Raw genomic sequence first — 25,488 nt, forward strand, 5'->3', positions numbered from 1 at the left:
GTCATCATATCATTGCTCTATAAACTTCTATGCGATATTGAAGGATCTGACTCAATCCTTATAATAGCCATCGAAATAGTTAATCGGGCTGTGGCTGTCATACTTTGCATGATACACAAATGTGGCATAATCAACATATTCCGCTTTTTTCTCCTCATTCTGTCCAATATTGTTGGATCTTACAAGAGCAGAAATCACTATGGATACCGTTAAGCATATCCCGCACACGATACCTATTGCAACATACAAAAATACTATCGAACCCATGTCTTATCCTGCCTTTCCTTAACGTATTCTATAGTGCCATAGCTTCTGAATCTGTGAATATCTATTCTAGATCTGTGAAGCTTGTTGATCGCACGCCAGAAGCTCACCAAACTATATATAACTCCGGCCACATACGCGGAAAATACCATAAAAGCTCCACTTGAATCACCCACATCTGCACTTATCCTATACAGATCCGTCATAAGTCCCCCAACAAATACAGATACATATGTACACAGCACAACCATCACTGTCATAAGTATTGCTATGTATGCCCCAACCTTAAATCTGTTGGATGGGACATTTCCCACGACCTTGCCGGTCTGCCCATTCACCGCCACGGTATAGAGTATTCCCTGATAACGAAAAGTCATGAACCACGCTGGCAGCAATGCATACTCGATATCTGTCATCTTTATATCCGTTTTTTCCTCAGTAATCCGGGCGTTTTTCGGAACATCGCTCATCATCTCTTCCTTCACCGCATCATTGCTCTTTCTCTTTGCAACGGCTGCGATCTCGGCAGCTGGTACATCGTACCTGTCCGTGTAAAATCCGGACAGATATTCTGGAGAAAACGTCAAAGCCTTCTCTAAATCATAAGGCTCCAGTCTTGCCGAAATGTGATCATTCAATCTTCTTGTTGCATCACCAGGTACCCTTGGAACTGTACACTCACAATCTCTCATACAATTGTGTGTGACTGTTTTGTCTGCAGTTTTCTGTGCAACTGCTGCTATAGAACCAAAGCATTTTTCATAATTACTAACGCGCTCGCCTTTTTCATTCTCCTGAAATACATACTTGAGCTTTTTTCTAACATGATAAGATGCCAGCCAATATGGTATATATATTCCTCGTATCTTATCAATCTCAAATTTCTTTATCTCATCCGGAACAAACCACCCCTTACAGAACCTGTCACGTATAAGCTGTTCTGCTCTCTTCTGAGAAATTCCAAATGGAATAATAAGGTCCGGCTCCAGTTCATCCTTAACTCTGTCAACCAATATCATCGGCTGCCCGCAATACGCACAGAAACTGGAAGTTTCCGTGGATTTCACCATAAGTCTTGCACCACAGGATGTACATTCATATAGATTCATATCCATATACCTTGGTGATTCATCATCCTTTCCAATATTGATCTCATCCAATGTGTATATCGTATCCGTGGCATCAGTTATGTATCTTTTTATTCTGGCAATCTTCTGAATTGCCTTATAGCTTCTCTTATCTACAAGCTCTCCATCCTCATTCCTGACCATGGCAGAGTTTTCTTCTCCTATGCCTCTGCTGATCACCGAATCACACTGCGTACACTGCAGCTGCCTCGTCTCGGGATTCAGTACCACAACACCGCCGCAGGATGGACATTTTACTGTAAGATTCATTGCATGTTACCCCCATGTCTACCAAACATAAGCCCCATTTGACTAAAACAGTATCATCTAAATTATAAGCTATCAAGTAGTCAAATTACAACTATATGTACCTGTAACGGATGTAAATATTACATAAAACGTCTTATCATCCAAATAAAGCTGTATCATAACCATTCCATCACAATACAGCTTCATAATGTTATCAATTTATCTTATTCACGTCGTCTTTATTGGTGTCGGAAATTATATAATGTGGTCTTCCCTTGGTCTCCATATATGTCTTGGCGATATATTTACCCATTATTCCTATGCACAGGAACTGGAGTCCTGATACAAACAGTATGATGCACACAAGTGACGGCCATCCCGCAACAGGGTCTCCCCACACCAGCTTTCTTATGAAGAAGAACAGCATCATGACGAATGCGACAAATGTACAAAATATTCCAAATCCTGAAGCTATACTCATCGGCGCCTCGGAGAAGTTGATTATTCCGTCCAGTGCGTATTTGAAAAGCTTCCAGAAGTTCCACTTCGTCTCGCCCGCAACTCTCTCCACATTCTCGTATTCCAGCCATTTTGTCCTGAACCCGATCCAGCCAAATATTCCCTTGGAAAATCTGTTGTACTCGCACATCGACACGATGGCATCCTTCATCTCTGCCTTCATAAGCCTGAAATCCCTGGCGCCATCCACGACATCGGCGTCGGATATCTTGTTGATGATCTTGTAGAACATCCGCGCAAACCAAGATCTTATCGGCGGCTCGCCCTTTCTGGTGACTCTTCTGGTCGCCACACTGTCATATTCTCCCTGCTCAAGTATACCGAGCATCTCCGGGAGCAGACTTGGCGGATCCTGCATGTCGGCATCCATCACCGCCACGTAATCCCCATCTGCATTGCAGAAGCCCGCATACATTGCAGCCTCCTTACCAAAGTTTCTGGAAAATGACAAATACTTGAAATAATCGTATTCCTCTGAGATCTTTTTCATGGTCTCAAGAGTCTTATCCGACGAACCATCATTTACCATAAGAACCTCAAAATCATACTGTCTGAGTTCCTGTCTCACCTTGTCCAGCTCCCCTGCAAATATCGGAAGAGCCTGCTCTTCGTTATAGCATGGAATTATCAAACTAACTTTTTTCATTTTGTTTCACCTGCTTTAAATTTATAAATTCGTATTCCTGAAAATCTGTATTCTATAGATTTCTTTGTATACTTTGTTATCTCTGCTATTTTCTCAGTCATCTTGTGTATCTTTTTCTCTTCAAATTTTGGATCATTGATGACCGCCACATATATCTCATCGCCGCAGTCCTTCACCAGATCAGCGATGCTGTCTATATCATCCTCGTACACATACCGGCATCTTCCCATCTGGGAAAATACGTTCATTCCCGCGTACACGTTGTTCCATTTGCCATCTCCGTGACACAGTATGATACAGTCCTGTCCCTTCATCTCCTCCAAGGCTGTGCTCCAGTCGCTGTAGCCCATGTACTGCCAGTCTATACCCTTTACAGCTATACTGCCTGCACATAATACCAGGCATATGACAGCGGTTACAACTGCACATCTCTTCCTGGTTATTACTGGAACCAGCTTCATCATACACCATATCATAAACACAGCCACTATAGGAAGTGCCGAGTAAATATATCTTGCATTTACAAGCTCGGACCCCTGTATTCCCACAAATGCAAGAACGGCGTCAGCCACGATAACCCCCGCCAATAACAGTGAGCGTGACTCTATCCTTCCTGTTCTGTCCGCATCTATATCTCTCCTGTGTATACATACTCTGTAGGATAATCCATCATTTTCCCTGACCAAGGATATCTTTATATCCACAAATGAAAGCACTATCCTTGCCACGATGAGCACCAGTGCCACAAGCACGATCAGCGGAAGCAGTCCTGCAAAATACGACCTGTTTATATAACTGATATAATATAAGAATTTGTGACCGGAAAGTCCTATCAGATTATCGGTAGCATAGCTTCCCCTGTAACCAAATATGTGCTTTATCGTCGCGGGAAATACCGCTATTGCCGCACCAAGTCCAGCAACAAGACTAAAGCCATACGCAAACATCTGCTTTACCTTTCGCATATACAGCAGGTATATACATACACACAATCCAAGTCCGGCAACATAGAAGTAGAAATAATAGTGTGTGAGTCCGCCGAACATGACCGCCAGTGCCAGCAATATAAAATACGGCACGGTCATCTTCTTTTTATGTCTCAGTATATATACATGAACCGCCGTCAGCAGCAATACATTCAAGGTCTGAAGAAGATACATCCGTATGAGCATACAGTTGCTTATGCCCACCGATGATACGCCCCACAGAGCTGCCGCCATCAGTCCATACCATCTGTTTCCAAGCAGATATGCCGCCACATACAACAGAAGAATATCCACAAATATCAGGAGTATGAGGTTGAGCACTATTCCCGGAACTGCACTGTATCCCGCTCCTTTGAAAAAGTAGCACACCGTATGCAGCAGCATATAATATACCGGCGGGTGGACATCATTTTCCTGATTTCTGTATGCCGCACTGTAGTTGAATGAATCATCGTTATAATTCATATAGTTCTCAAAATATGACCCCGTCACCCACTCATCAAGTGGCGTGTTGTCCTCTCCCGGATGGAGAAAAGTCTTGTCCGTGGAGTTTGCAAGGCCATAGCTGTACACCTCATCGCAAAACAGATACTGTCTCTTAAGCCCGTAGTGGATGCACAGTCCATACTGCAGTAACACCAGCACTATGCATGCGATCCAGAAATACCGATTTGTCCTGATTTCTTTATTTTTCTTTACACTCTCTGTCATAATCTATTCTCCCACTGTCTTTGCCCATATAATAAGAGCAGTTTACCTCCTTTGTATACTTAATTTATTTTAAAATAAAAAACGGACTGCTACATTGTGACCGTATATTATACGTCACTGTAACAATCCGTTTGTTTATGATTATTTTTCTTTATTACTTTTCAAGTATATCGTAGATAAGATCCATGACCTTGTCACCAAATGCTGCTGACTCCTTCTGTGCCTCATCGTATGATGAACCCTTGATTCCGTAGTAGAACTTGATCTTTGGCTCAGTTCCTGATGGTCTTACCGCAAGCCATGCATCGTTCTCAAGCTCGTAGTAGAGTACATTGGCATTCGGGAATCCGGTAGGCTTAACCTCACCTGTCTCGATATTCCTTATATACTCAAGACGATAATCACGTACCACTCTGGTCTTGTATCCTGCTACTTCCTCAGGTACATTTGCACGGAGGATATTCATGATGTGTCCGATCTTCTTTGATCCCTCAACACCCTTGAGTGTTACGGTCTTGATATCATCTACATAATATCCGTACTTCTCGTACATATCCATCATCGCATCCCAGAGAGTCTTGCCCTGACCTCTGTAGTAAGCTGCTGCCTCACAGAGAGCCATAGTTGCAACAACGGCATCCTTGTCTCTTGCGTGGGTTCCGATCAGGCATCCGTAGCTCTCCTCGAATCCGAAGAGGTATGTTCCCTTGCCTGTCTGCTCAAATCTGAGGATCTCACGGCCAATGTTCTTGAAACCTGTGAAACACTCGATGAGATCTGTTCCATAATACTTTGCTATAGCATCTACCATGTTGGTAGTAACGATAGTCTTGATGATTGCTCCGTCTGCTGGAAGGCTGCCATTCTTCTCCTTCATCTGGCTTACCTCATACTCGCAGAGTAAGCTTCCTGACATGTTACCTGTGAATACCTTGTACTCACCTGTCTTGGAATCCTTGGCGTAGCATCCGAGTCTGTCGGCATCAGGGTCTGTTGCCAGAACGAGATCTGCATCGACCTCCTTTGCCAGCTTGAGTGCCAGTGCAAATGCTTCCTTTGCCTCTGGGTTTGGATACTCAACTGTTGGGAACTCTCCATCCGGAAGCTCCTGCTCAGGAACCACGTACACATTCTCAAATCCGATCTCCTTGAGAATCCTTCTTACAGGGATGTTGCCTGTTCCGTGAAGTGGTGTGTACACGATCTTGATATCCTTGCCATACTTGTCAATTGCATCCTGATTGAGGATGAGCTTCTTGAGCTCGCCTATGTATGCGTCATCAACCTCTGAACCGATAGTTACAAGAAGCCCCTTCTTCTTTGCCTCTACCATGTCCATGGTCTTTGTATCTGCGAAATCTGTGATGGCCTTTACCTCGGCCATGATTCCCTGGTCATGAGGTGGTGTAATCTGTGCGCCATCCTCCCAGTATACCTTATATCCATTGTACTCTGGTGGGTTGTGTGATGCTGTTACATTGATACCAGCTACACAGTCCAGATATCTCACTGCAAATGAGAGCTCAGGTGTCGGTCTAAGTGACTCGAATCTGTAAGCCTTTATGCCATTTGCTGCCAGGCAGAGAGCTGCCTCCATAGAGAACTCAGGTGACATTCTTCTTGAATCATAAGCTATTGCCACACCTTTGTCCTGCTTGCCCGCCTTGATGATGTAGTTTGCAAGTCCCTGTGTAGCCTTGCGCACTACATATATGTTCATTCTGTTAGTACCAGCTCCGATGATGCCTCGAAGTCCAGCTGTTCCAAATACAAGATCACAATAGAATCTTTCTTCTATCTCTTTCTCGTCGTCCTTGATCGCTAAGAGCTCATCCTTGGTTTCCTGACCAAACAAAGGATTGTTCACCCACTGCTCATACACGTCCTTGTAATTATAATCGCTCATCATTTTGCCTCCTGTGAAATCTATTGCTTTATGTTACCCATAGAGCATCCTACAAATGGAAAACACACACACGAAAAAACCATCTGTAAAATACATCACAATTCAGTATCACGTGTCTAACTCGATTATTATCCACGCCCCAACATTATACTCTTAATTTGTCAGCTTGTGAAGTCCATAGGTATCGTTAATTTCACTCAAAATTTTGAGCTTTTCTTGGTCATCTTCGATAACTTTTTGGAGTTTTTCCATCAAAACCGGGGATATGTAGCTCTTTCTGGTGTTCATATACCGGTTACTTATCTTCCAGAACTTCTCCGGGAAACTGTACATAAGATATATGAATTCATAATCCTCATGTTCAAGATAATTGATCTGACTGTACGCACTCAGAATGTCCTTCGCCATGGCGATATCATACCTGTTCTTCTCCATGGCTTTGCGGAGAAACTGGTACAAATCCATGAGCTGGTATCCCACATGGAACCGGTCAAAATTTATGGTTGCTATGTACCCATCACAGAACATCACGCTGTGATAATTATACGAGCCGTGACAATAGCCAAGCCATTTGTCGTTGTATGTGAAATTATCCTGAAACAGCGACAGGCACTTCTCTGCCTGGCTGTAAAAATAATCAAATGTCTTTATGTACAGCATCTCAAAGTCATTCTTCAGGGTTCTCCTGCTGACAAAATTTCTTATCCTGCGAAGCTCATTTACCTTTCTGTCCAGATTTCCCGGAGTTTTTTTTGTGTATGACGTATTCTCCTCCATGTACAGTTCCCTTCCGGCTCTGTGAAACCACGCCAGATTTATAACTGCTTTCTCAAGATCCCTTATGCTTGATGCATTACACTCCCGCCCTTGGAAATATTCCCTGCACACAAATGGATTTCCATACCTGTCGCAGGTCACCAGCTCGTCTTCTCTGTTGGCCACGACCCGGTCTATATTACAGAAGCCCTTTTCATATATCTTATCCTTGAATTCCTTCTCCTGCTGAAGCCTCTCGTCAGTTCCATTCAGGGATGACACCTGTCTGACCCCCTTGTCCGTCATCAGGATCACAGCACCTCTGCCTCTGCCCGTTCCCTGTACTTCCATATCGTATGCTTCATACACTTCACCCATTTTTTCAGCCAAATAAAAACCCCCTCCTACAACTGTCGCTCACTTTATAGCAATAATAACCTGCTAAATTATTGTATGAGGGGATGTTAAGATTCATTCTTAAGTTATTATATTTTACCGGATTTTTTTACGACTGTTATCGCATCATCCAATAATTCTTTTTTATATGATATGGGAAATACATACTCCTTACATCATTTTGACCTGTTCAATAAGATATTCCCTGTCGTTCTTCTCCGGGTCTTCTATAACCATATCCAGCAGTTTCTGAAGTATCTCGCCCATCTGAGGTCCCGGCTTTATTCCCAGCTTTATGAGGTCTCCGCCATTTACCTTGAGGTCCTTGATCCTGACGCAGTCAGCATCTGCCACGATCTCTTCATATTTCTTCTCAAGCTCCGCAAGCTGGCTCTGTCTCTCCTCCAGCTTGTAATCGCTCTGGGCAGCCATATCGGCTTTCTTGATCTCGATTATATATGGGAAGAAATCCTTTCCAACCTCTCCGAGAAGCTTCCTGATGGTATTCTTCTTCGGAACGCAGCCCATGCCAAAGTCATGCCATCTCACCAGCTTGCACACGTCCTTGATGGTATTGTTGTCAAACTTCAGTCTTCTGAGAACCGCCTCCGCCAGTGGAACTCCCGCGATCTGGTGGTCGTAAAAGTGATCTGTTCCATTCTCGTCCACAGTGTGTGTGGATGGCTTGCCTATATCGTGGAGAAGCGCCGCCCATCTCATGGTGACGTCAGCTCTTATATTCTTAACCGCCTCAATGGAGTGTACACCCACATTGTATCTGTGATACTGGTTGTTCTGTGGCTGCTCCATCATCTTGTCAAATTCAGGAAGGATATATGCAGTGATCCCTGTAACATAGGCCTCGAGCAGCTTGTCCGGGTGATCTGATACAAGGAGCTTTGTGAGCTCCACCCTGATCCTCTCCGCACTTATATCCTTGAGGTACTGTGCCTGGATGATCATGGCCTTTCGGGTATCCCTCTCTATGTCAAATCCAAGCTGTCCCGCAAATCTTATGGCTCTGAGTATCCTAAGTGCATCCTCATCGAATCTGTCCCTTGCCACACCGACAGCTCTTATAACCTTGTCATTCAGATCCTGCACACCGCCAAACATATCTATTATGCCCTTGCTGTGGCTGTACGCCATGGCATTTATGGTGAAATCTCTTCTCTTCAGATCCTCCTCAAGGCTGGCTGTGAACTCCACCTGATCCGGTCTCCTGTGATCACTGTACTCTCCATCTATCCTGTACGTCGTGACCTCATAGCCTTCCTTGCCCATCATGACTGTTACGGTTCCATGCTCTATTCCTGTATCTACGGTTCGCCTGAATATCTCCTTGACCTGCTCAGGTCTGGCAGATGTGGTGATATCCCAGTCCCCCGGCTCTCTTCCGAGTATGCTGTCTCTCACGCAGCCGCCGACTATATAGGCCTCATAGCCTGCTGCCTCAAGACCCTCTATAACTTTATTTGCTCCCTCTGGAATGTCTATTCTCATATATCTTCTCTCCGCATCTTTATATCTGTAAAATAATAACTTCTCCAGCAAAATGCTGAAGAAGTTATTATACATGATTATTATCTATATTTTAGTATGCTCTTCCGAAGTATACCATCTTCTTGGCCGGCTTGCCGCAGTGTACACATACATCTGAAAGATGCTCCTGTGCAAATGGCATACATCTTGTGGATGCTCCTGTCTCATCCTTGATAGCCTCCTCACAAGCTGTCTCGCCACACCACATAGCCTTTACAAAGCCCTGCTCGTTGTCGATGATATTCTTGAACTCATCCCAGTTAAGCGCTGCATGTGTATGTGAATCTCTGTGAGCCTTTGCTCTCTCGAACATATCCTTCTGGATAGTCTCAAGAAGCTCTCCAACCTTTGTATCTATCTCATCAAGTGATACTGTGATCTTCTCTCTTGTGTCACGGCGTACCAGAACTGCCTGATTGGCCTCGATATCCTTTGGTCCGATCTCAACTCTGATAGGAATACCTCTCATCTCCTGCTCTGAGAACTTCCAGCCTGGGCTCTTGTCGCTGTCATCGACCTTTACTCTGAATGCTCCAAGCTTCTCACGGAGCTCTGCTGCCTTCTCAAGCACTCCTGCTTTCTTCTGCATGATAGGAATGATCATGACCTGAGTTGGAGCAACCTTTGGAGGAAGTACAAGACCTGAATTGTCTCCGTGAACCATGATGATGGCTCCGATAAGTCTTGTTGTCATACCCCATGATGTCTGATGAACATACTTGAGCTTGTTGTCCTTGTCTGTAAACTGTATTCCAAATGCCTTGGCAAATCCGTCTCCGAAGTTATGGCTTGTTCCTGACTGGAGCGCCTTGCCATCGTGCATAAGTGCCTCTATTGTGTATGTTGCCTCTGCTCCTGCGAACTTCTCCTTCTCTGTCTTCTGTCCACGGATAACAGGCATAGCCAGTACATCCTCACAGAAGTCTGCATACAGATTCAGCATCTGTATTGTTCTTGCCTCAGCCTCCTCAGCTGTTGCATGAGCTGTGTGACCCTCCTGCCACAGGAATTCTCTTGAACGAAGGAAAGGTCTTGTCTCCTTCTCCCAACGCATTACTGAACACCACTGATTATATACCCTTGGCAGATCACGATATGACTGGATATCATTCTTGTAGAAATCGCAGAACAGAGTCTCTGATGTAGGTCTTACACACATACGCTCTGTAAGAGGATTGAGTCCACCATATGTAACCCATGCTACCTCCGGTGCAAATCCCTCAACGTGATCCTTCTCCTTCTCAAGAAGGCTCTCTGGAATAAGCATTGGCATGTACACATTCTCCACACCTGTAGCCTTGAATCTCTCATCAAGCTGCTTCTGTATAAGCTCCCAGATTGCATATCCTGCGGGCTTGATAGCCATACATCCCTTCACGTTGGTATATGCGATAAGTCCTGCCTTGAGGACAACGTCAGTATACCACTGTGCAAAATCTTCATCCATGGAAGTAATAGCTTCAACCATCTTCTTATCGTTTGCCATCTTATTTATCTCCTTAATTCTAAAACATTCTATATCTGCTGCATAGCTGAACTACCTAATGCATACACTCTTTAATCTACAAAATTTCAGGACGTATGTCAACACGAAACATGCCAACATCCGCCCTGTAAATACCATTTTAACTAAAACTCATCCAGATCCAGAATGGCAAATGCTCCGCCCTCCGGCTCATGCTTGAACACCATGTGTTCCCCTGTTGTCGGATGGTCAAATTCCAATCTGGACGCGTGAAGTCCTATCTCCTTGTACTTCTTCTTTGTCTTCTGAAATTTAGGATTGTACTTTGTGTCACCCCAGATTCCACACTTTCTCTTTGCAAACTGTGCCCTGATCTGATGATGTCTGCCTGTGATAAGCTCCACCAGCACGTATGTGAGAGTTCCCTCGTCTGTATCCATAACGTCAAGTACCTCATACTCAAGCTCAGAATACTTTGCTCCAGGTGTGTCCTTGTCCACGACCTTTGTCACATTGTCCTTAGTATCGTGAAGAAGATAATCCTTCAAAACTCCCTGGTCATTTGGAAGCTCACCAGTGAGGATCGCCTGATAATACTTCATCATAGAACCATCCTCGCTCTGCTTTGAGAGATTTGCAGCCGCCTCAGGAGTCTTGGCAAATACCATAACTCCGCCTACAGGCCTGTCCAGTCTGTGAATAGGCACAAGATATGGCTCCTCTTTTCTGTTCTCCTTCTCGTATATCCTGAGCTTGAGCATACTCACCATGCTCTCTGAATTGGTCTTGTCCGGCTGAGTTGGCACACCACATGGCTTTACAGCCACGATTATATCATTATCCTCATGTAAAATGTTTAATTTCATTTGTTTTCTCCTCATTCGCCGTCTGGGGCTTATTATAATTGTGATAAGAAAGCCTTACGATTACTTCGCCACTTCGTGGCTCTCGTAATCGCACATTCATTCGCATTCCTGCCTATCGGCATACATGCTCATGAATATCTGCCCATCCGATGAACATGCAGCGTTTCATGCAAGCATGAACGCTGCATGTTCGCCGTCTGGGGCTTTCTTATCACATCCTAAACCTATAGCCCACGCCCCACACAGTCTCTATGTACTGTGGATTCGATGTGTCAAATTCAATCTTCTCTCTGATCTTCTTGATATGAACAGTAACCGTGGCTATATCTCCTATGCTGTCCATATTCCATATCTTGCTGAACAGCTCATCCTTGGAAAATACCTTGTTTGGGTTGCTGGCAAGGAAGCACAGTATATCGAACTCCTTATTCGTAAATACCTTCTCCTCGTTATCAACATACACTCTTCTGTCCGTCTTGTCTATCTTAAGACCTCTGATCTCGATGACGTCATTCTTGAGTGCCGTTGAACCAACAAGTCTCTCGTATCTGGATATGTGCGCCTTGACTCTTGCCACCAGCTCACTTGGACTGAATGGCTTTGTGACATAGTCGTCAACTCCCAGACCAAGACCTCTGATCTTGTCTATATCATTCTTCTTGGCTGTTACCATGATGATCGGAATATCCTTCTTCTCCCTTATCTGTCGGCATATCTCAAATCCATCCACCTCAGGGAGCATGAGATCCAGAAGGATAAGACTGTATTCCTCATCCAATGCCTTCTCAAGACCCTTAAGTCCATTTGTCTCTATCTCTACCTCGAAATCATTGAGCTCCAGATAATCTCTCTCAAGCTCTGCAATACTAAGCTCATCTTCTATGATCAATATCTTACTCATCTGTATCTCTCCTTTTCTTTAGTGAATTTATGATCTGCAATGATCCTTTTCTCTGATCATCTTTTTTCTGTGTATTCTTTTTTACATTTGCCTGCTGTTCACCGCTGGCGTCAGAAGTATCACCCTCGATCTCCTCAACCTTTGGAATATACTTCTTCAGGGTAAATACTATCGTTGTTCCGACACCAAGCTGGCTTGTGGCATATATGTTGCCGCCGTGCTCCTCAACGATCTTCTTGCATATAGCAAGTCCAAGACCACTTCCGCCTCTTGACTGTCTTGCGCTGTCAGCTCTGTACATTCTGTCAAATATATGAGGCAGGCTCTCTGAATCTATTCCACGGCCATTGTCGCTTATGGATACCTTAACCTCCGCGTCATTGTCATATATGTTGATATCTATCTGTCCATATTCCTTATCGGTATACTTGATAGCATTTGTAATTATGTTGTTGATGACCCTCTTGAGCTGGTCAGGATCAACTATGACCTTCACATCGTCATCACAATAGTTCTTGTATGTGAGCGTCATGTTCTTGGAAAGGAGCGTCGTATATACCTCCTCCATACAGTCATCAAAATAATCCTTCACCGATACCCTGTGGAACTCATATGGTATGGCGTTGTTGTTGATATTCGTATACAGTGAAAGCTCATTGATGAGGCTGTCCATCTCATTTGCCTTGCTGTATATCATCTTCAGATATCTCTCCTGCTTCTCAGGGGTATCTGCAACTCCATCCATGATTCCCTCCACATAACCCTTGATGGTCGTGATAGGAGTACGGAGATCGTGTGATATATTGCTTATGAGCTGCCTGTTCTCTTCCTCATATCTCATCTTCGCCTTGGTAAAGTCTGACAGTTTCTGTCTCATATCCTCAAATGACTCACAGAGCTCACCAACCTCATCGACTCTGTTATCGCCAAAGTCTATCTTCTCGTCAAGGTTGCCTGAGCCCATACGCTCTGCTGCCTCCTTGAGCTTGACAAGAGGATTCACAAACTGCTGGTATACAAGGAATGCCACGACACCGCTCAGGAGCATCATCATTAGAACCATCAGTATGGAATAACCCATGATGGTTCCCCTGAACTTCGCCATATAATTACCATAGTATGTGAGCATGTAAATATCTACCTGACTTCCATCCAGCACATATGATACCTGGTTGCACAGATAGAATGACGGCTGGGTTATGAGATATTCCTGAACCTTTATATCACTGTTATTTCCGGTATCAATCGAATCACCATCTATCGCATTGATATTCGAACTGTTATCATTTCTCTTTAACTGCTCCTTCAGGCTCTCAGAAAAAGGATCAACGGAACTATATATGTACTCTCCATCCTTCTTAACTGCTATATGAGTATTTAATACCGAGCTCTTTTCATCCAGGGCATCTGCATTATCCTGGGTTGTATAGTATGAAGGATCCTTCTTCACCTTGCTTATAACTTCCTCACGCAATGTGGACAGAGATTTGTACACATCATTGACCGGATCGTCCTCCGAATATAAAAGCTGCAGTGAGTGATTACGGCCATAAGTTCCAGTGATAAAATATCGCCCTATGATAGCCGTACCTATAACCATGGACAATATCGCTGCTATCCATATAAAAATTATCGCTATCTTAACTTTCTTAGTAATCTTCATTCGTGTTAACTCCCATCTTACTAGCGCTAATTATAGCATTAATCCCTATTGTTAGTGTGTGAAGTTTTTATAAACTCTCTCTCTGTTTTCTTCTGAAAATGCCCTTTTTCTTTCTCTTTATCTCCGTTGCCGCAACCTCCTGTCTGGTCTGCTGAAGTTCTCTTATGGTGGCGTCAAGCTTTCTGTATCTCGCTTCCTCCTGATCCTCCTTCTCCTTCATCAGCACATCCATCTGTTTTACCACGTCATCGGACACCGCAGCGGACACTGACTGTGTTATCACCTTAAGGTTGTCCTTTATGGAGTTGCTGATTATCTTGTCCATGATATTCTGGAATTGTGCCATCTTGAAATCAACTATTCTTGAATCATCCCCCACATCGCTGCTCACCCTTATGGTTTCTATGGTCTTCTTCTCTGTATTTTCTCTCTCTGCGATAAGCTCCGCCACCGCATCATCCGCATTTTTTTCCTCTGTGCTCTCTCCCTCGTCAAGAAGTTCATACATTCTGTGAACCATATCCTTTATCGCCTTGAGCTGTATCCCCTTATCCTTCAAAGTCTTAACCCTCTGAAGTATCTTTACATCCTTCTCACTGTAGCACCTGTGACCCATGTCATTTCTCTTGATATCGATCTCAAGCTCTTCCTCCCAATACCTAAGCACATGTGACTCAACCTCAACCTTGGCTGCTGCCTCACTTATACTGTAAACTCTCTCTGTCATCGTGTATATCTCCTCCTTGTCTCAGATCAGGTCCTGTCTTAAGTTATTTCCTGTCCTGATACAATTCTAAGGACTTTAATACACAGTCTCAACGCGAATCGTCCTCTAAATTTTCCCACTATACTCCCATACTTATCACATTCTGAACTTATCCGTGGCAAATAGAACTTTTTCAGTATTTTTAAACAGAAAAATCCCCTGCACATATCAGTTTGTCCTTATGTGCAGGGGATAAATATCAGTTATTTATTTTCGTGATGACAAATTGTCCATCATCGTTCAGTCTGAAATGTACATTTTTATAGTTTGTTCCAATTACATATTCGGAGCCGTCGTTGGTTTTTCTCAGATTATCCAGTGCATTCTCATCGTTCAGAGCCTTCATAAGAATGTCAGTGAACAGCGCCTTCTTATCAACATTCAACAGCTCATTTTCATTTGCTATGGACTGTCCACCACTTGTCTCCTGAGGATATAAAACCATATCCTTCATGGTCTCAAGATCTTCATCATTGAACACCTTCACGATCTTCTCAGCAAATGCTCTGCTGTCCGTCTCTATCTGCTGCTGGACATCAGCTCTGTCCGTATATCTGTTCTCAAATACTATATGTGACAGCACTTCATTGAGTACCTCATCACTGGCTGTGACGTATATATATAGCGAATAGTTAATTGTTCCATCGCTCCAGAAAGCTATACGTCCGGGAGTCAGAGTGTAATAAGTAGCACTGTATCCCTGGATGTTGCCGGTTATCATGTCACCATTGCTGGTGTTCTCAACGCCCGCCAGATCGTACATCTCGTATTTGCAGGAGCCTCTGAGTTCAACCTTCACTCCGCTGTACCTGAAACTCACGATACCTATGTCACCGGATATCTTGTACTTCACATCCGTTATCTCGGAACTGTTCTTATCCACATCGAGATACACTCCTATCTGAGTCATATCCTCCGCGGATTCAACATCACCGCTCTTTATCTGGATACCGGTACTCTCCTCCTGACCGTCATCCACCTTCCCGCATCCCATGCAGATACCTGCAAAACAGATGACCGCAATCATAAATAATATATATTTTCTGCCCATGTCCATCCACGACGCTTTTTTCATATATCTATTCTCTCCACATTGAACACGATATTACCATGCTATTCCCTTATGACATCCGTTCTCTCTACACTTGTATGCCATGGTTGGATCTGTAGGATCCCATGTATGGCTGTAATCAAGCTGAACTGATGTAGGCTTAGGGAACGGGCCGCTCTTATTGCTCTCGAATATAGTTACCTTTGTTCCAAGATCGCAGTTATCATATATCCACTTTGCATCTCCTGCCTTAAGTCTTATACATCCGTGTGAGCATGTCGTTCCGAGCATGTTATAAGCGCTGACTGATAATGTGGTAGGATCCTCCTCTCCGTAATACACAGAGTGGAAAAGTATATCACCTGTTATAAGTGTATCCCACTGTCCATAGCATGGCCCCATCAGTGTCCACCATCTTCCCTTTGCCGGGGTACAGAATGTTCCAAGAGGTGTTGTGTCACCGCCTGAACATACAAATGCCTTTACCGGAATGATATATCCCTTGTTGCCATCCTTTGCATATACAGTCACAACATTTGTGGTCTTGTTGACCTTTATCTCATAGGAATCCTGTTTTCCGAGGATCTTATCAACATCTGTGAGTCTCTTGCCACCTCTGTTGAAATAGAACTTATATCCATTCGCATATGCCCACTTGCTTCTGTACATGGCACCGCTCTTACTGAAGTAATAGTATGCTCCATCCACATATCTGTATCCGGTGAGTAATGTTCCCTTGACGCTTACGAAGTAACGCCTGCCGTTGTAATATTTCCAGCCTCTGCCCTTCACCAGTGCACCATTCTTGTCGAACAGATACAGCTTGCCATTTACCTTCTTAGGTCCTTTGTATGCAACACCTGAAGCGCTGTAATACTGTCTGTTTCCAAGCTTTGTAGTATACCATCCTGTATATGGCTTTCCATTGGAACCAAATCTGTATGTCACGCCATTTATCTTTCTGACACCCTCCGCAAGATAACCATTACTTGAGAAATTATAGTAATACTTGCTATTCTTTACCTTATGTGCACCCTTATAGGCTTTTCCATCAGAACCAAAGTAATACTTCTTACCCTTTATTTTCTTCCAGGTATTCACCAGTGCCTTGCCATTTGTTCTGAAGTAATAGTAATTATTCTGGATTTTGTTAAGACCTCTCACCATGCGGCCATATCTGTTAAAATAATATTTGTCGCCCTTGTATGTAAGGAACTTGCTCTTTAACGCCTTGCCGTTCTCATCGTAATAATATGTCTTACCGTTCTTGGTATACCAGCCCTTCTTATTCTTCACAGTGGCAGTTGCATCCGTCAATGTCGCAACACTCTCTCCGACATCAGCCTGAGCCTCCGCAGCGTACACCGTGTACTGTCCGCCGACCCTGCTTTCTGACAGATTTGAGATTCCTGTCGCACAAGTTGACAACAATACTGCTGCCATTGTCAAAAACGCAATTTTTCTAAACTTTACCATATACTACCTCTCTTATTCCTCACATGGATTTTATTCATTCAAATGCTTCTGATACACTCTTCTCGTCTGCTGCCTTCTGATTCCTATACACATACCACACTCGACCATTGTCATGAGAAGTGCGGAACCTCCCGAGCTTATGAAAGGAAGAGTGACACCTGTATTCGGAATTACATTTGTCGCAACGCTTACGTTGATCACTATCTGGCATACAAGGTGTACCATCACACCTATGACCATCATGCTTCCAAATACGTTCGATGACTCTTTAACTATAACATACATCTGGTATAACAGATAGCCATACAGAAGAAATAACATGATTGCTCCTGCCACACCAAGCTCCTCGCAGATTATCGCGAAGATCATATCATTCTGGGCCTCCGGTATAGCCGAAAGCTTCTGTGTTCCATTTCCAAGTCCCTTGCCGAAGAAAGATCCGCTTCCTATGGCATACAGCGACTGTATGACCTGATATCCTGCACTCTTCTCATATTTCTCTGTGTACAGCCATCCCAGGATTCGCTTTGCACGGAAGTTGTCATTTGACAGAAGTTCTTCCTCCGTAGGCAGGTAGCTCGTGGCTACCTTCACATAGACCACCGCCACCACCACAGCTATCAGCAATATTCCCAAATGCAGTTTCCAGTTCTTGCTGGCTATAAATGTTGAACAGTAACATATTCCAAGAACGACCAGACACGAACTCAGGTTTGTGGATATGACGAGCAAAAGTCCCGCCTGGAGTCCCACAAGCACCCACAGTATTATGACAGTCTGCCACTTGTGCATCTCTCTCCATTTGCTGCTTATAAATGAAGCTATGAATATGATCATGAGAGTCTTCACTATATCAGCGATCTGGATTCTGAATGGTATGTGAGGGATCTGGATCCATCTCGTCGCACCATTTACATTTACTCCCAATGGCGTGAGAAGCAAAAATGTCAGTATCAATGACAGAAAATATGCAGGCCATGTAAGCTTCTTATACAGACCGTATGGGAAAAACGCCAATCCCCATATTGCCAATGCTCCGAAAACGATAAACACCAACTGGCTTCTGAAATTGCTGGCAGCCGTGCCGTAACTGGATGCGCTGAATATCATTATCAGTCCAAATGCCAGAAGGAACGTTATAGCAATTATCATCTTATATATGGTTCCCGATGTATATCTGCTTTTTTCTTTGCCCGTGGAGTTATCCACAACTGATGTATCACTCATATACAAATCTCCATCTATCTGTTCATTATCTCTTTTATAAATTTATACGCACTTATCACATCTGTGTCAAATATATCCAGGCTGTCCCTGTATTCCGGTTTCTCTATCGCTCCTGAATCACAGCCGATATGCATGCTTCCATCACTGTCCCCGCTCCACGCAAGATCAATGCTGTTACCCTTATCATATCCGGTGATCTCCGCATTTTTTCTGAACACGGCATCTCCAACCTGTATACCAAGAATTGCATCACTTCCAGACAATCTAAGCTCCAGCGATGCACTTATACTGACAGGCTTCATGGAATCCATGAGATCGGCTGCCGATATATCCACATCAAACACCACTCCTGTCTCTCCGTCACTGCTCACATCCCTCTTTTTTATCACAAGATGGTTGTCAGAATTGTCAGTAACAGTGAACTCATACGACTGTGCTGTATATTTGTCTCCGTAAAATGTCAGCGACATGCTCATATCCCTGTCGGACACATGATCCGCATACAGCTTGACCAGCTCATTTTTACTGTTCACAGCAAAATAGAGCGTGATATCCCTGCCGTCTAACATTTCATCCACAAATTGCTTTATATCATGTACCAATTCTGCCGTATTGTCAATGGTATCTATCTCCGGTATGTATTTGCCAAACATGTCATACACTTCCTGAAGATCTATATCATGTGTGCCAAAACATTCATCCAGATAACTATAGAAATCATCCACATTGAAGATGACCGAGTACACCTTGCAGTCCTGTGTACTATCCCCAGTAACCACAGTCTGTTTTCCCTCACTCGTACCCTCCATATTGAAGAAATACTTAAGTGTCTTCTGGATAATATCTGTCTGGATATCGTCACCGTTGATGTCCGCATAATTATTTGCAGCCATCCTCATACAGTTCTCATAGGCAGTGCCAAATGAGTACACTGTGTCGCTGTCTATCCCAAGCAGTGATACCACCTGAGAATTGCTCATGTTCGTGATGAGATTGTCAGCGTACTGTATTCTGATTGCCATATCATCTATATATATGAGAGAAGTCCTCTTATTTGCATAGAGCTTGAATGTCTTGTCATCAACTCCTGCCTCCGCAAGAAAATTGTGATCCGAAGCACTTCTCTTCAGCGATATGTCAACGCTGTGATCAGAATTATCCTCAAATGAAAAGCTCTGACTGCCATTTATCATGTTCATACCCATGTCAAATGTGCCATACTGCTGATTCATCTCCGACTCTCTGGAAGAATTGATGGTATTTACCATGGCCTCCACAAGCTTTATCTGAGGTTTTCTCATAAGATGAAAAAAAATAATTGCAACAACTGCTGCCATCAGAATGATGACAGTCGCTGTTATTCCAATTATTCTTTTAAGTAGTTTACTATTGTTTTTTTTGTGCATATGTATCATGATTTTCATTCAACCAGGCTATGGCCTCACACAATCCTTCCTCGGAAAAATCAAACTGCTTCGATCCCTTCTGTTCATCCGGTGTGACCTCAAAACAGAATGGCTCCGGCCATATAAATGCCGTGAGTACAGTCTTTGTCTCCTTCGGTGCATCTTCCTCTGTCTGATCTTTTTCACCCTCCGGCTCAATCTCCACAACATCCTTCTGTATCATGTAACGGATACCCTTGTCACTGCCCTTAAAAGGCCGCGACTTGTAGAATTCCAGAGCCAGCAATTCAGGTCTGTTTATCACATATATCACCCTGTCTCTTTACTTTATTGTGAACGGATATACCTCTATGATCTTCTTGGTCGTCTCGTTCTGAAGATACAGATATGTTACACCCTTAGGTGCACTGTCACCTGATATCTTGACCCATGTTGACCAGCCGTCAACCACAGGATCTGAGAATGTTATGACGTCAGACTTGTTTCCATCCGCATACACAACGTATCCCGATATCTTCATAGAGTCATCACCGTCAAATCCAAATGACGTATGAATATATATATCTGATCCATCCTTTGTCTTGATGCTGTTAGATCCCTTATCAAGATCTTTTTCACTGCTGTTTACAAATGATTCTATATTCCACTTCACAAGCTCTGAATACAGCTTCTGAGCCTTCTCGTTGCCGTCGTATCTGAGTTCTCCGAGATATGTCATTGTAGTCTCATTGGCTGCGTTCTTATTTGCATTTGCAAATGCAAGCTTTCCATTTGCTATCTTCTTGGACACATCAGTCTTGACTACCTTCTCATAGTAATCAACTGACTTCTTGTATTCCTTGTCCTTGTATGCCTGGGCTCCAAGGGCCTGATAACACTTGTCTTTCTCAGCTACACAGTCCTTGTAATCCTTGTCCACCTTATCATAGCTCTTGATGGCATTCTCGTAATCCTTGTTCTTGTAATACTGCTCTGCCTTCTTGTATGTACACTCACTGGCCTTGTTCTTGTAGTCATCAAATTCTGACTTCATGTACATATCATACGCATCGTCATATTTGCCGCCGTCGAGCAGCTCTGATGCCTTGTTGTAATAGCACTTTGCAAGAAGAGTCTGGGAATCGCTGTACTCCTCTATGGTTGACAGAATACTGATGGCGTCATCGTACTTCTTGGCTGTTATAAGTGCCTCCGCTTTCTTATATGTACACTCGATAACCTTGTCCGATGCATCCTTGTATGAGCCTGCGTTGTTGAATGCATCTATGGCTGCATCGTAGGATGCCGCATTCATCTGATCCATTCCCGCATTGTAATAACACTGATAAGCCTTATCAAATGCGTCATCGCTGCTGAAACTCTCCTCGTCACCGTCAGATGACTTGCTGTAGTTCTCTGCAGCCTTTCTGCTGTTGCCTGACTTCTTATAATATTCAGCCGCCTCAAGGTTCTTGCCTTCTTTTTCAAGACCCTCGGCATACTCATAATAAGCGTCTCCGTTTGCCTTTGTATAGGAATCCTTGAATTTTCCAAGATCCTTATACAGTGTCACGGCCTCTTCAACCTTTCCCTGGTCCATGAGGTCGTTGGCCTCGTTATACTTTCTAAACTTTGGAACAAATATAAATGCAAAGACGCCTATAGCGATGACGATAACCACTGGTATAGCTATGAGTGCGGCCTTTGCACCCTTGCTCATACCCTTCTTCTCGCCCTTTTTCTTTATCATTATATCGGCGCCTTCCTGTGGCATTTTCTGAGGTTGTGGCATTCCCATCTGAGGCTGCTGCGGTGGCACAGGATTACCCTGTGGCTGCTGCATCATCTGAGGCATGCCCTGTGTTCCGCCTGTCAGGACAGTTGTGCTGTCATCGTCCTCATCGACATCCGGCTCACTTGTAAGCACAGTTGTGCTGTCGTCAACTTCCGGCTCTATCAAAGGAAATTCTTTTCCACAGACAGGACACTTTCTTACGTTCTCCCCCAATTCACAACCACAATTATCACAATACATATCTCTTCCTCCATCCTTACGGATCAACCTGATTTATTACATTTATCGAACTCCATATTTAAGAATTTATCCTGAATATGAACTCCTCATTTGAAAGCCTTATCACACTGTTATCAGGGATAGCCACATCAACATTGCTGTACACCTGAGTTCCGTTCAGGAATGTATGGTTTGTTGAGTTGTTATCTCTCAGATAATGTGTTCCATTGATACTGGTGATATAGGCATGTCTTCTACTTATAGACTTGTTTCCTGTTACCTTATAGTCAACACCCTGATCAGCCTTGCCAATACAGAATACCTGTTTATTAATCTGAACGCTCTCACCCGTAGTCTTTCTGGTGAGGGTCGGCTTGCTGCCTGTGACAAGTGTTCTGTTGCTGAACAGTGTTGTAGGTGGCTCCTCATCCGGCTGCTCGCTGAGTCTCTTGGCTTCCTCCGCCTTGAGCTTTGCAAGGCCTGCCTGTCTCTTAGCCTCCTCAGCATTCTTGCGGGCTGCAAATTCTGCCTGCATTCTAGCCTCCTCAGCATGCATCTCCTGCTCTCTGGCACGTCTTATCTCATCTGCATACTGCGATGAAACCTTCTCTGCCCTGATTCGCTCCTCCTCGGCATTCCTGAACATTTCTTCAGCCTTAAGCCTCTCACTGTCATCGGAATTGCCCTGATATGAGTACATATCCTGAGCTGTGAGTACCGCTGTCTGCTCATAATCCTTTGCCTCAGCAGTGACCTTCTGTCTCCATATCTCGGCTTCGACCCTTGCCGCCTCGGCCTTCATACGGGTCTCCTCTGCCTGTCTGGCAACTTCCGCCTGATACTTTGCTTCCTCTATCTGTCTCTTTACCTCATTCTCGGCCTGCATTCTTGCCTCTTCAGCCTTTCTGGCTGCCTCCTCGGCTTTGTGGATTGCAAGCTCTTTATTATTGTCATTTGAAGTGAGTACCTTACTCTTGCCCTTTTCACCCTGTATTATAAGGAGCTGACTTGATGCTCTGAGATCTGACACGAATTCATTGAAATGAAATGCATCAAACTCCCTGTGATCGTTGAAATAATCAACTATCTGGTTAGCACATTCTATGGCTGGTGTGTGTGCATAGACAAATCCTGACAAGATGCTCTTCACGAACTCCCCAATGTCCTTCTTGTCAAATTTGCTTTCAAATGGAAGATACAGAAGCTGTATGGAGAAGTCACTAAATCTCACATACATATAATTCGTATCCCACACTACCTTCTCGGGTGCTAGTCCATTCTGTATGACTGACACAAGCTGCTTGCTTATGCTGAATATGTATTCCACCAGTTCATCCCTGAAAACCGGTTTCTGCATTATCTTACTAAGACTCATATCCCCATCTATTGAGAATTCGAGTTTTCTTTCCCCCTTAACAAACACTTCCCTGCACATGCTTGTGTTGCCTGCAAAAGGCACATTATAGGCATTCATTTCATATTTGCTAATAGGAGTAACCTGATCAAGTTTGTATTCAATTTTTATTGAATCTTTTAAAATTTGAGTCATACCCCACCTCCTACTATTTCAATAGCCAATATACCTCTACAGTATAACAGACAAAAAAAGCATATTCAAGGTTACAAAAAAAGGAAGATATATATTACATATATCTTCCGCTTGAGAGGTGCGAGCCGGATTTGAACCGGCGATGACGGTGTTGCAGACCGGGGCCTTACCACTTGGCTATCGCACCATATTATTTAATTAAAACTCCCCGAGTAGGGCTCGAACCTACAACCCCTCGGTTAACAGCCGAGTGCTCTACCATTGAGCTATCGAGGAATAACGTCATAAGCATCTCCAAAAAGGAAACGCAGAAGGAGGGATTTGAACCCTCGCGCCGCGCAAACGGCCTACACCCTTAGCAGGGGCGCCTCTTCAGCCACTTGAGTACTTCTGCAAAATGCCTAAATAAAAATCTCCTACCAAAGAGTATTTAATTTTTGACGCTTGTTTATAATACCAAACCTGGCAGTGAATGTCAAGGAGTTTTTACAAGAAAATAATAAGCCAAAAATCGACAAAAAGGCGGATACTTTTTTGTATCCGCCCTCTTATCGTTTTGTAGATGTTTCTTACTATCTTATCTATAGTAGTAACTGCATCTTATATACTCACAAGCCTGTCCTCTGTAGGTCTTTCCTCTTACCTTGACAACAGGGATAACATATACTCCAAATGTAGAATATGCCTTAAGACCTCTTATTGTATAAGAGCTGCTCTTAGCACTTACCTTTTTCTTTATCCATTTTGCATTTGAAGCGTATGGATTCTTTGTATAGTATACAAGATAATACTTTGTATTTGCTACTTTCTTCCATTTAACCTTTGCAGCAGTGCTGCTTACAGAAGTTACATTACTCTTCTTTACACATGCCTGAGGTATGATTGTCTTGAATGCTGACCAATCGCTCCAGCACTTAGCACCACCATTTGCCTCTTTGTATGCACGGATTCTTACCTTGAATCCCTTGTTGTTGATTGCCTTACGAACCTTTGCGTTGTTGATCTTAACTCTGGTCTTTGTTGTAGCCTTTGTTGTGTATAATCTGGTCTTTCCGTTGAGAGAGTAGATCTGAACCTGATATCCTGTAGGATAGTCATAGTTTGGATTTGCCTTCCATCCGATTGTTATTACATTTCCACTCTTAGCTGGACTCCATATAAGAGTTCCTGCCTTTGCATCGGCAACATACTGTGGGTTAACAGGTGCTGAGTAGAGTGTACCTGTTGACTGTCCATAACCAAGTGCTATGTAGTTTGACTCTGATCTCTTATATGAATATACATAATATCCACTATAATGTGTTCCGGCCTTTGCAGGTACAGTTGCCTTGTTTGTAGTAACATTATACTGAGCCTCAACCTTTGAACCGCTGATCTTGGCAACTACATATCCTGTTACACCTGAAACTCTGTTCCACTGTAAACCGATCTTATTCTTTGTGCCTGAAGTCTGCTTTATTGACTTGTAATCTACGCTCTCAGGAGTTGTTATGACCTGAAGAGGATCTGACTGTCCAACAAGCTGCTTGTTGACATATGTCTGAACTATTACATAGTATGCTCTGCCGGCCTGAAGATTGTAAATATACTTCTTATTTGATGTTGAAGTATAAGAACTTAATGCCTGATATCCTGAAGATCTATCCTGGGATAAATACACTAAGTATTCCTCTCCATAATTACCGCTCCACTGAACTGTGACACCTGTCTTGGTATCATCTGTCTGCTGAAGATTTGTTACTGCTCTTCCTGATGCTGCCGATGCTGTTATTGTCATTGCAAAGAGCATGATTGACATGATTGCAAGGATCAATAACGATCTGTTGAAAACTTTTTCTCTTCTCATTAAATCTCTCCTTTTTCTTCTTTCCCTTGTTAATACAACAATTAATTTAATATGAGACTAACTCATATTAAAATTTTACAAGTTTAATATATTTTAGTCAACATTATTGTGACTGTAATATTCAACAATTATTTTGTGCATTTTTGCTAATTCATTGTTGAGATTCTGTATACTTTT

The 25,488-nt window shown here is 43.4% G+C and carries 20 protein-coding genes and 3 tRNA genes; all 23 read right to left on the minus strand.

Going from position 1 to position 25,488, the window contains the following annotated elements:
* Nucleotides 1-51: 51 nt before the first annotated feature.
* The 23 genes from OCV54_RS01120 to OCV54_RS01230 all read right to left on the minus strand — a co-directional run bounded on the left by OCV54_RS01120 (nt 52) and on the right by OCV54_RS01230 (nt 25,311).
* Nucleotides 52-267: a hypothetical protein gene (locus OCV54_RS01120; RefSeq protein WP_055222360.1), complete on the minus strand. Its 216-nt coding sequence runs from the start codon at nt 265-267 to the stop codon at nt 52-54.
* A complete protein-coding gene (locus OCV54_RS01125) occupies nt 255-1,661 on the minus strand; it encodes a TFIIB-type zinc ribbon-containing protein (RefSeq protein ID WP_055222361.1) in 1,407 nt (468 codons plus the stop codon). Before OCV54_RS01125 ends, OCV54_RS01120 begins: the two co-directional genes overlap by 13 nt.
* Nucleotides 1,662-1,854: 193 nt before the next feature.
* A complete protein-coding gene (locus tag OCV54_RS01130) occupies nt 1,855-2,805 on the minus strand; it encodes a glycosyltransferase family 2 protein (RefSeq protein WP_015534450.1) in 951 nt (316 codons plus the stop codon).
* Nucleotides 2,802-4,502 carry a hypothetical protein gene (locus OCV54_RS01135; protein ID WP_055222362.1) on the minus strand — a complete coding sequence of 567 codons (1,701 nt, stop codon included), beginning with the start codon at nt 4,500-4,502 and terminating at the stop codon, nt 2,802-2,804. The genes OCV54_RS01130 and OCV54_RS01135 overlap by 4 nt, the downstream gene beginning before the upstream one ends.
* A 154-nt stretch (nt 4,503-4,656) precedes the next feature.
* A complete protein-coding gene (locus OCV54_RS01140) occupies nt 4,657-6,408 on the minus strand; it encodes a phospho-sugar mutase (RefSeq protein ID WP_055222363.1) in 1,752 nt (583 codons plus the stop codon).
* 153 nt (nt 6,409-6,561) lie between these two features.
* The gene (locus tag OCV54_RS01145) at nt 6,562-7,554 is read right to left on the minus strand and encodes a protein kinase family protein (RefSeq protein WP_022217369.1); all 993 of its coding nucleotides are present in this window, start codon (nt 7,552-7,554) and stop codon (nt 6,562-6,564) included.
* 177 nt (nt 7,555-7,731) lie between these two features.
* The gene (locus tag OCV54_RS01150; protein WP_022217370.1) at nt 7,732-9,063 is read right to left on the minus strand and encodes a CCA tRNA nucleotidyltransferase; all 1,332 of its coding nucleotides are present in this window, start codon (nt 9,061-9,063) and stop codon (nt 7,732-7,734) included.
* Between the two features lie 91 nt (nt 9,064-9,154).
* Nucleotides 9,155-10,588, minus strand: a complete 1,434-nt coding sequence (gene proS / locus OCV54_RS01155) for a proline--tRNA ligase (RefSeq protein WP_022217371.1) — start codon at nt 10,586-10,588, stop codon at nt 9,155-9,157.
* Nucleotides 10,589-10,731: 143 nt separating this feature from the next.
* Nucleotides 10,732-11,433 (minus strand): RluA family pseudouridine synthase, encoded by a 702-nt coding sequence (locus tag OCV54_RS01160; RefSeq protein WP_015534445.1) that lies wholly within the window; start codon nt 11,431-11,433, stop codon nt 10,732-10,734.
* Between the two features lie 211 nt (nt 11,434-11,644).
* The gene (locus tag OCV54_RS01165) at nt 11,645-12,334 is read right to left on the minus strand and encodes a response regulator transcription factor (RefSeq protein ID WP_022217373.1); all 690 of its coding nucleotides are present in this window, start codon (nt 12,332-12,334) and stop codon (nt 11,645-11,647) included.
* Complete coding sequence (locus tag OCV54_RS01170) at nt 12,327-13,997, minus strand: sensor histidine kinase (protein ID WP_055222365.1); 1,671 nt, start codon at nt 13,995-13,997, stop codon at nt 12,327-12,329. Before OCV54_RS01170 ends, OCV54_RS01165 begins: the two co-directional genes overlap by 8 nt.
* 67 nt (nt 13,998-14,064) lie before the next feature.
* A complete protein-coding gene (locus tag OCV54_RS01175) occupies nt 14,065-14,724 on the minus strand; it encodes a helix-turn-helix domain-containing protein (RefSeq protein WP_022217374.1) in 660 nt (219 codons plus the stop codon).
* A 238-nt stretch (nt 14,725-14,962) separates the two neighbouring features.
* Nucleotides 14,963-15,814, minus strand: a complete 852-nt coding sequence (locus tag OCV54_RS01180) for a hypothetical protein (RefSeq protein WP_022217375.1) — start codon at nt 15,812-15,814, stop codon at nt 14,963-14,965.
* Nucleotides 15,815-15,868: 54 nt separating this feature from the next.
* On the minus strand, nt 15,869-17,257 hold the full coding sequence (locus OCV54_RS01185; RefSeq protein WP_262563207.1) for a L,D-transpeptidase family protein: 1,389 nt from the start codon (nt 17,255-17,257) through the stop codon (nt 15,869-15,871).
* A gap of 63 nt (nt 17,258-17,320) precedes the next feature.
* Nucleotides 17,321-18,517: an FtsW/RodA/SpoVE family cell cycle protein gene (locus tag OCV54_RS01190; protein ID WP_015534440.1), complete on the minus strand. Its 1,197-nt coding sequence runs from the start codon at nt 18,515-18,517 to the stop codon at nt 17,321-17,323.
* Between the two features lie 14 nt (nt 18,518-18,531).
* On the minus strand, nt 18,532-19,818 hold the full coding sequence (locus OCV54_RS01195; protein ID WP_242849694.1) for a hypothetical protein: 1,287 nt from the start codon (nt 19,816-19,818) through the stop codon (nt 18,532-18,534).
* A gap of 85 nt (nt 19,819-19,903) precedes the next feature.
* Nucleotides 19,904-20,227 carry a hypothetical protein gene (locus OCV54_RS01200; protein ID WP_022217377.1) on the minus strand — a complete coding sequence of 108 codons (324 nt, stop codon included), beginning with the start codon at nt 20,225-20,227 and terminating at the stop codon, nt 19,904-19,906.
* 18 nt (nt 20,228-20,245) lie between these two features.
* Nucleotides 20,246-21,937 carry a hypothetical protein gene (locus OCV54_RS01205; RefSeq protein ID WP_055222368.1) on the minus strand — a complete coding sequence of 564 codons (1,692 nt, stop codon included), beginning with the start codon at nt 21,935-21,937 and terminating at the stop codon, nt 20,246-20,248.
* A 58-nt stretch (nt 21,938-21,995) separates the two neighbouring features.
* Nucleotides 21,996-23,465, minus strand: coding sequence for a DUF6382 and FHA domain-containing protein (locus OCV54_RS01210; protein ID WP_055222369.1), 1,470 nt, complete (start codon nt 23,463-23,465; stop codon nt 21,996-21,998).
* A gap of 116 nt (nt 23,466-23,581) precedes the next feature.
* Nucleotides 23,582-23,652, minus strand: a tRNA-Cys gene (locus OCV54_RS01215).
* 17 nt (nt 23,653-23,669) lie between these two features.
* Nucleotides 23,670-23,741: transfer RNA gene (locus tag OCV54_RS01220), tRNA-Asn, on the minus strand.
* 30 nt (nt 23,742-23,771) lie between these two features.
* Nucleotides 23,772-23,859: transfer RNA gene (locus OCV54_RS01225), tRNA-Ser, on the minus strand.
* Between the two features lie 183 nt (nt 23,860-24,042).
* A complete protein-coding gene (locus OCV54_RS01230) occupies nt 24,043-25,311 on the minus strand; it encodes a fibronectin type III domain-containing protein (protein WP_015534436.1) in 1,269 nt (422 codons plus the stop codon).
* Nucleotides 25,312-25,488: the final 177 nt, after the last annotated feature.

The organism is Coprococcus aceti, from assembly GCF_025567285.1.
GTDB classification, from domain to species: Bacteria; Bacillota; Clostridia; order Lachnospirales; family Lachnospiraceae; genus Coprococcus; species Coprococcus aceti.